This window comes from Actinoplanes sp. NPDC049118, assembly GCF_040648555.1.
Classification (GTDB): domain Bacteria; phylum Actinomycetota; class Actinomycetes; order Mycobacteriales; family Micromonosporaceae; genus Actinoplanes.
In genome coordinates, this window is the sequence record NZ_JBEZDY010000003.1 from 369,502 (window position 1) to 377,887 (window position 8,386).

General features: G+C 70.5%; 6 protein-coding genes. 2 read left to right on the forward strand and 4 right to left on the reverse strand.

Annotated elements, in window-relative coordinates; all coding sequences use genetic code 11:
• Positions 1-38: 38 nt before the first annotated feature.
• From zwf to tkt, 4 genes are read right to left on the reverse strand one after another with little or no spacing between them, the layout of a single operon-like run.
• Positions 39-1,556: a glucose-6-phosphate dehydrogenase gene (gene zwf, locus AB0B58_RS06455; protein ID WP_360218473.1), complete on the reverse strand. Its 1,518-nt coding sequence runs from the start codon at positions 1,554-1,556 to the stop codon at positions 39-41.
• Entirely contained in the window at positions 1,549-3,069 is a 1,521-nt protein-coding gene (locus tag AB0B58_RS06460) for a glucose-6-phosphate isomerase (protein ID WP_360218476.1), read from the reverse strand. Before AB0B58_RS06460 ends, zwf begins: the two co-directional genes overlap by 8 nt.
• Before the next feature lies 1 nt (position 3,070).
• Positions 3,071-4,210, reverse strand: a complete 1,140-nt coding sequence (gene tal, locus AB0B58_RS06465; RefSeq protein ID WP_360218479.1) for a transaldolase — start codon at positions 4,208-4,210, stop codon at positions 3,071-3,073.
• A gap of 54 nt (positions 4,211-4,264) precedes the next feature.
• On the reverse strand, positions 4,265-6,313 hold the full coding sequence (tkt, locus tag AB0B58_RS06470; protein WP_360218738.1) for a transketolase: 2,049 nt from the start codon (positions 6,311-6,313) through the stop codon (positions 4,265-4,267).
• Positions 6,314-6,653: 340 nt separating this feature from the next.
• On the opposite strand from tkt, the gene AB0B58_RS06475 reads away from it, so the two are divergent.
• Both AB0B58_RS06475 and AB0B58_RS06480 read left to right on the forward strand, forming a co-directional pair.
• Complete coding sequence (locus AB0B58_RS06475) at positions 6,654-7,607, forward strand: heme o synthase (RefSeq protein WP_360218741.1); 954 nt, start codon at positions 6,654-6,656, stop codon at positions 7,605-7,607.
• A gap of 228 nt (positions 7,608-7,835) precedes the next feature.
• On the forward strand, positions 7,836-8,132 hold the full coding sequence (locus AB0B58_RS06480; protein ID WP_360218482.1) for a hypothetical protein: 297 nt from the start codon (positions 7,836-7,838) through the stop codon (positions 8,130-8,132).
• The last annotated feature ends 254 nt before the right edge of the window (positions 8,133-8,386 follow it).

Genomic DNA, 8,386 nt, shown 5'->3' on the forward strand with positions numbered 1-8,386 from the left:
AGTCTGTACCTGAGCCGATGATTCGCTCCCAAGGTCGCTCATGCTCGCCTCCACGCGCGGCCTTCGCGGGCCAGCATCTCGTCCGACGCCCGCGGTCCCCACTCGCCGGAGCGGTACGGCTCGGGCTTGGTGCCGGCCCAGGCCGCCTCCAGAGGGTCGACGACCCGCCAGCTCTGCTCGATCTCGGCGGCGTCCGGGAACAGGGTGCGGTCGCCGACGAGCACGTCGAGCACGAGCCGCTCGTAGGCCTCCGGGCTGGACTCGGTGAACGCCTCGCCGTACTGGAAGTCCATCGCGATGTCGCGGACCTCCATCGTGGTGCCCGGCACCTTGGAACCGAACTTGAGCACTACGCCCTCGTCCGGCTGCACGCGGATGACCAGCTGGTTGTTGCCGAGCATCTCGACGTCGGCCGGGTCGAACGGCAGGTGCGGCGCCTTCTTGAACATGATGGCGATCTCGGTGACCCGGCGCGGCAGCCGCTTGCCGACCCGGACGTAGAACGGCACCTCCGCCCAGCGCCTGTTCTGGATGCCGAGGCGGACGGCGACATAGGTCTCCGTGGTGGAGTCCGGCGGCACGCCCTTCTCCTCGAGATAGCCGACCGCCCGCTCGCCCGCGACCCAGCCCGGCAGGTACTGCCCGCGGACCGAGTCCTTGGAGATGTCGCGGGGCAGGCTGATGGCCTTGAGGACCTTCAGCTTCTCCGCGCGTACGTCGTTGGGGTCGAAGCTCGTCGGCTCCTCCATGCCCACCAGCGCGAGCAGCTGGAGCAGGTGGTTCTGCATCACGTCGCGGGCCGCGCCGGACGCGTCGTAGAACGCGGCCCGGGTGCCGATGCCGACGTCCTCGGCCATGGTGATCTGCACCGAGTCGACGTACTTGGAGTTCCACACCGGCTCGAACAGGTTGTTCGCGAAGCGCAGGGCCAGGATGTTCTGGACCGTCTCCTTGCCGAGGTAGTGGTCGATGCGGAACACGTCCGCCGGGGTGAAGACCTCGTCGACGAGCTGGTTCAGCGACATCGCCGTCTTCAGGTCGTTGCCGAACGGCTTCTCGACCACGACCCGGCGCCAGCCGCCGGACTTGGCGTTGTCGGCCATCCCGGTGCGGGCCAGCTGGTTGAGCACCAGCGGGAACGCGGCCGGCGGGATGGAGAAGTAGAAGGCGGCGTTGCCCGCGATGCCGTTGCGCTCGCGCAGCTCGTCCAACGTGTTCGCCAGCTGATCGAAGGCCGTGTCGTCGTCGAAGGAGCCGGGCACGAACTGGAACTGGCTCGCCAGCCGGGTCCACACCTCCTCCCGCCACGGCGTGCGGGCGCCCTTCTTGGCGGCCTCGTAGGCCAGCGACTCGAAGTCGCCGTCGCCCCAGTCGCGGCGCGCGAAGCCCAAGACCACGAAGCCGGGCGGCAGAAGACCACGGTTGGCGAGGTCGTAGACGGCCGGAATGAGTTTCTTTCGGGACAGGTCGCCGGTGACCCCGAAGATCACCAGAGCGCAGGGCTCCGGGATCCTCGGAAGCCGTCGGTCCTGTGCCGTGCGCAGCGGATTACCCACGTGCCCATCCTGCCAGCTTTTTGTGCTCGCGCAGGGTTACGGGTGAGGGCCGGTGCCGCAACACGCCGGCGGCGGCGAGCAGTTGCCGGACGCCCTCGGCGCGGTCGGTCAGGTGCAGGCGCAGCAGTGGGCGGCCGCCGCGCCGCAGCGCTCGCCGGTCCCCGGCGGCGCGTGCCGCCTGCCGGTCGCCGAGCGTGTACGGCCGGCCCGGAACCGGCACGTCGCCGGCGGCCAGGCCGGTGATCTGCAGAAACGAGCCGTGTCGCGGCCCGCCTCTGTGGTATTGGCCCCATCCGAACGAGACCGGCCGCGCGCAGGCGGCGGCCAGCAGCGGCCGCACGCCGGCCACCGCGGCGTCGGCGGTCCGGTCCAGGAAGGCCCGTACGGCGACGTGATCGTCCGCGTCGGCGAGGAAATCCCGCAGCGCCGACTCGAGGTCGGTGGCGTCACCAGTGGTGAAGATCTCCACGGCGCCCTCGACGAAGGACGGTGTCGCGGGCGCCGGTTCGGCGGTCTCGGGCTCGAATATCCGGAACGGGTCGACGCCGCGGATGCGCCCGGCGATGGCGACCGCGTACCGCCAGGCGAGGAACTGCGCGCCCAGCGGCCCGTTGACGGCCACGTCGGGGCGCACGCCGCCGCCGGGGACCGCCGCCGGCGGCAGGCTGCCGCCGTACGTGATGGTGAGCACGTCCTCGGGCGCGGTGCCGGCGTTCGCGGGGCACTCGACCGCGATCGCGAGCAGCCCGAGCGCGCCGGTGACGAGGTCGGCGGCCCACTCGCCGAGCCCCTCGATGCCGGAGCCGTCCGGCACCAGGGCGACCTTGTCGGCGCCGGCCAGGGCGACGCCGAGCGCGAGCGCGGGATTGTCCTCGTCGCGGGCCAGCGACGGGGCGAACAACTCGGCCTCGTCGATCAGTTCGGCGATGTCCACGCGGGCGAAGGCGAGGGCGGTCAGGGCGCCGGGATCGCCGGCGACGGCGGTGATGCCGAGCGCTCCCGCGGACTCCTGCCCGGTCAGCGCCACGAAATGGCGGCCGGCCTCGGCCGGGGTGTGTCCGAGGTCGAGATAGGCCTGCAGCAGGACGTCGCGCAGGCTGTCGTCGGTCAGCACGACGAGCGTGCGGCGCAGCAGGCCGGGGTCGTCGATCAGCGCGCGGACCGGCTGCGGGTCGGCGTCGTCGAGAACGGTCAGGGGCCGGCCCAGCGTGCGGGCGGCGACCTCGGCGGTGCCGCCGGGGCCGGCGAGCACCACGTTGGTGAGGTCGCCGAGCTCCTCGTGCAGCTCGGCGATCAGGGGGAGCAGCTCGCGGCCGCGGCGGCTCTGGTCCAGGAGGTCCAGGGTCTCCTTGGCGCCGGCCTCGGCCGCCGGGCCCCAGAGTGTCGGGTCCTTGCTGGCCAGCAGGCCCGGCACGCCCTGCGCGACCAGCCCGCGGCGGGAAGCCGTCGCCGGGCCGCCGTAAACGGCGAGCCCCGCGGCGGCCTCCACGCCCGCGAGCAGGTCGTCGGTCACGTCACCTCGCGGCGTCGCTCGGATTCTGTGCGCCCTTGGCGGCGGCGTCGAGGGACTTCTTCACGTCCTCGAGCAGCTCGCCCCAGCTGGTCTCGAACTTCTCGACACCCTCGTCCTCGAGGACCTTGAACACGTCGTCGAAGTCGATGCCGGCCGCGGCGAGGTCGTCCATCACCTTCTGCGCGGTGGCGTACGAGCCGGTCACCGTGTCGCCGCGGGTCTCGCCGTGGTCCTCGAAGGCCTTGATGACCGACTCCGGCATGGTGTTCACCGTGCCGGGGGCGATCAGCTCCTCGACGTAGATGGTGTCCTTGTAGTCCGGGTTCTTCGTGCCGGTCGACGCCCAGAGCGGCCGCTGCGGGTGCGCACCCGCGTCGGCCAGGGCCTGCCAGCGGTCGGTGCCGAAGACCTCGGAGTAGGCCTGGTACGCGAGCTGGGCGTTGGCGACGCCCGCCTTGCCCTGCAGCGCCCGGGCCTCGTCGCTGCCGATCTTGTCGAGCCGCTTGTCGATCTCGGTGTCCACCCGGGACACGAAGAACGAGGCGACCGAGCCGATCTGGGTCAGGTCGTGGCCGTTGGCCTTGGCCTGCTCCATGCCCGCCAGGAACGCGTGCATGACCTCCCGGTAGCGCTCAAGCGAGAAGATCAGCGTCACGTTCACGCTGATGCCCTCGGCCAGGGTCGCCGTGATCGCCGGCAGGCCCGCCTTGGTCGCCGGGATCTTGATGAAGATGTTCGGGCGGTCGACGAGCCACCACAGCGTCTTCGCCTCGGCCTTGGTCTTCTCGGTCAGGTGCGCGCTGCGCGGGTCCACCTCGATGGACACCCGGCCGTCGACACCGGACGACGCGTCGTACGCGGGCTTCATGACGTCGGCGGCCCAGCGCACGTCGTACGAGGTCAGCAGGCGCACGGCCTCCTCGACCGTGACGCCCTGCGCGGCGAGGTCCTTGAGCTGCGAGTCGTACGCGTCCGCGTCGGCGAGCGCCTTGGCGAAGATGGTCGGATTGGTGGTCACGCCGACCACGTGCTGCTCGCGGCGCGTCCGGTCCAGCGAGCCGCTCTGCAGGCGGACGCGGGAGAGGTCGTCGAGCCACACCGCAACACCCGCGGCGGAAAGGTCAGCCAGCCTGTCGGTCATCGCTACTCCTCAAGTTTCTTCTACCTTCCAGTACGGCCAAGCCGTCTCGGTAGCTCAGGTACCGGTCGTGTAACCGGTGATTTCGCCGACCTTGGCGAGGGCGGCGTTGGCCTTGGCGACCACGTTGTCCGCGGTGAACCCGAACTGCTCGAACAGGATCTTCGCCGGGGCGCTGGCGCCGTAGTGCTCGATGCTGACCGGCTCGCCGGCCTCGCCGAGGATGCGGTCCCAGCTCATCCGGATGCCGGCCTCGACCGTGACGCGGGCCTTGACGCCGCGCGGCAGGACCTCCTGCTGGTACGCCTCGTCCTGCTCGTGGAACCACTCCTGGCACGGCATCGAGACGACCCGGGTCGGCGTGCCCTCGGCCTCGAGGCGCTCCTGCGCGGTGAGGCAGTACTGCACCTCGGAGCCGGTGCCGATCAGGATGACCTGCGGCACGCCGTGCGACGCCTCGGAGAGGATGTAGCCACCCCGCAGCGTGCCCTCGGCCGACGCGTACCGGTCGCGGTCGATGGTGGGCAGGTTCTGCCGGGAGAGCGCCAGGGCGGTCGGCCGGTCGGTGTGCTCGAGCGCGCCGCGCCAGGCCCAGGCGGTCTCGTTGGCGTCCGCCGGGCGGACCACGTCGAGGCCGACGATGGCGCGCAGCGCGGAGAGCGTCTCGATCGGCTGGTGCGTCGGGCCGTCCTCGCCCAGGCCGATCGAGTCGTGCGTCCACACGTAGATGACCGGCAGCTTCATCAGCGCGGAGAGCCGGACGGCGCCGCGCATGTAGTCGCTGAAGACCAGGAACGTGCCGCCGTACGGGCGGGTGCCGCCGTGCGCGGCGATGCCGTTGAGGATCGAGCCCATGCCGTGCTCGCGGACGCCGAAGTGCATGGTGCGGCCGTACTCGTGGCCCGGGAAGGCCTTGGTGGCGTACTCGCTCGGGATGAACGAGGGCTCGCCCTTCATGGTGGTGTTGTTGCTCTCCGCCAGGTCGGCGGAGCCGCCCCAGAGCTCCGGCAGGACTCCCGCGAGCGCCTCGAGGACCTTGCCGGAGGCGGCACGGGTGGCCAGGCCCTTCGGATCGGCGGGGAACTCCGGCAGCGCGGCCGTCCAGCCGTCGGGCAGGCCGTGCGAGCTCAGCCGGTCGAAGAGCTTCCTGCCCTCGGGGTTGCTCGCCGACCAGACCTCGAAGGCCTTGTCCCACTCGGCGTGCAGCTGGCGGCCCCGGTCGGCGGCCTGGCGGGTGTGCCCGATGACGTCGTCGGCGACGGCGAACGTCGCGTTCGGGTCGAAGCCGAGGATCTCCTTGGTGGCCCTGACCTCGTCGGCGCCGAGCGCCGAGCCGTGGATCTTGCCGGTGTTCTGCTTGTTCGGCGCGGGCCAGCCGATGATGGTGCGCAGCACGATGAACGACGGCTTGTCGGTGACGGCCCGGGCGGCAAGGATCGCCGCGTAGAGCTCCTCGACGTTCTCCTCGTAGTCGCCCTTGCTCGGGTCGCCCTTGCGCCAGTCGACGGTGTGCACGTCCCAGCCGTAGGCCGCGTACCGGGCGCCGACGTCCTCGTTCTTGGCGATCCGGGTGTCGTCCTCGATGGAGATCTCGTTGTCGTCGTAGATCAGCGTGAGGTTGCCGAGCTTCTGCACCGAGGCGACGGCGCTCGACTCGTGGCTGACGCCCTCCTCGATGTCGCCGTCCGAGCACAGCGCGTAGACGTGGTGGTCGAAGACCGACTCCTCGGCGTCCGGGTCGAACAGTCCGCGCTTGCGGCGGGCGGCCATCGCCATGCCGACCGCGTTGCCGATGCCCTGGCCCAGCGGGCCCGTGGTGACCTCGACGCCGGGGGTGTGTCCGTACTCAGGGTGACCGGGGGTCAGCGAGCCCCACTGGCGCAGCGCGGCCAGGTCGTCGAGCGCCAGGCCGTAGCCGGACAGATAGAGCTGGATGTAGAGGGTGAGGCTGGAGTGGCCGCAGGAGAGAACGAAGCGGTCCCGTCCGGCCCAGTGCGGGTCGGTCGGGTCGTGCCGCATGATCCGGTTGAAGAGCAGGTAGGCCGCCGGCGCCAGGCTCATCGCCGTGCCGGGGTGCCCGTTACCGGATTTCTCGACCGCGTCCATGGCCAGCACCCGGACGGTGTCGACCGCCCGCCGGTCGAGGTCGGACCAGTTCAGATCGTCTTTGGCAGCCACGTCGGTTGTACTCCTCGGCCATGGTGTGGGAACCCTTTTGACTTGACCCTATCCATTAGCGGTAAACCACCGCCCCGGGAACGGCAGCGGCCCATACGCTGAGAGCGGACGTGGAGCGCGGGGGGCTGCGTCGTGGTACACCCCCTGGACACCTCGACCGATGACCGCCCCGGGCTGCGCGTAGTCTGTCCCAACGTGCCAGCCGGTCCCAGCCGGCAACGGCTAAGTTCCAACCCACGCCGATGCCGGAAGGTGGCTGTCCGTGAGCATGATCACCGAGCGTCCCGACCAGGGGCGGTCGCCCGGTCTACTCCCGGCGCCACGGGCGGCGGAGCCCGCAAAGCGCCGCCGTGACGTCGGCGCCGTCATCAGGGCGTATGTGTCGCTGACCAAGCCGCGCATCGTCGAGTTGCTGCTGGTGACCACGGTCCCGGCGATGATGCTCGCCGCGGGCGGCTGGCCGGACCCGTGGCTGGTCGCCGTGGTGCTGATCGGCGGTTCGCTGGCGGCCGGCGCGGCGAGCGCGCTGAACTGCTACATCGACCGCGACATCGACCAGCTGATGCGCCGCACCAAGCGCCGCCCGCTGCCGGCGCACGCCGTCACCCCGCGCTCGGCGCTGGTCTTCGGCCTGGTGCTGGCGGCCGTCTCGGTCGTGCTCATGGGCGCGTTCACCAACTGGCTCGCCACGGCGATGACGGCGGGCTCCATCTTCTACTACGACGTGGTCTACACGCTGTGGCTGAAGCGCCGGACGCCCGCCAACACGTTCTGGGGCGGGATCTGCGGCGCGGCGCCCGTGCTCATCGGCTGGGCGGCCGTGACCGGGTCCATCGCCCCGCTCGGCTGGGCGCTTTTTACCGTTGTCTTTTTTTGGCAGATGCCGCATTTCTACGCATTGGCCATCAAATACAAGGACGACTACGCCCGTGCGGGCATCCCGATGCTCCCGGTCGTGCGCTCGGCGGGCCGGGTCAACGCCGAGATCCTGATCTTCACCGTCCTGATGCTTGCCGCGTCGCTGGCGGCGTGGCCGCTGGGCCTGGGCCCGATCTACGGGGTCACGGCCGTCATCTCCGGCCTGATCTTCCTGACGGAGGCCGTGCGGCTGGTGGGCCGCTCCCGCCGCGGCGAGCCGCTGAAGCCCATGCGCCTTTTCCACTGGTCGTACACGTACCTGACCATTCTCTTCATCGCGGTCGCGGTCGATGCGCTCATCTGAGTAACGGACATCACGCGACGACATTCACGCACGTCGCACAGAATGCCCGTTATTCGCGTTATCAGAGTGACTCTTCTTACCCCTTTAGGTGGAACCGGGGACGGGGTGCAATTCGGGCGGTATCGGCCCAAAACAATGCCCTGAGGCGCTAAACCCGCAGGTAATTGCCATCACAATTCCCGGCAGTCGGTGCTTGCCCACCGCCGAACTCTGCCTAGGCTGCGAGTCATGGCAGAAGGTTCCGATACGACACTGACCGCCGACATCAAGTCATTCGCCACCGGCCACGGCGGGGCGAAGGCGGTCATCGAGTACGTCGGCAAGCGGGGCGCCCGCATCGTCCTGGTCGGCGAGGACGGCGAGTGGACGGACACGTTCGCGGCCGACGGCACCGACGTGGCCCGCCGAGCGTGTGAGACGGCGGGCGTCGCGGTGGAGAACGAATGGGAGCGCGAGCTGATGGAGCAGATGCGCCCGAGCAACGACCTGTGGCGTTCGATGTCCCGCCGCAGCATGGCGCGCTGAGAGCCCGTAGTTCACCCCCGACACCGACCGCGGGCCATACACCCGACCGACCGCAGCGACCCGGGAGCGATCCCGGGTCGCTTTCGTCATTGCGGGCCTGAGTCCGGGCTCGGTCTCAGGCGGCGGGCGCGGCCACCGGCTCGGCGGTCTCGGCATTTGCGGGCCTGAGTCCGGGCTCGGTCTCAGGCGGCGGGCGCGGCCACCGGCTCGGCGGTCTCGGCATTTGCGGGCCTGAGTCCGGGCTCGGTCTCAGG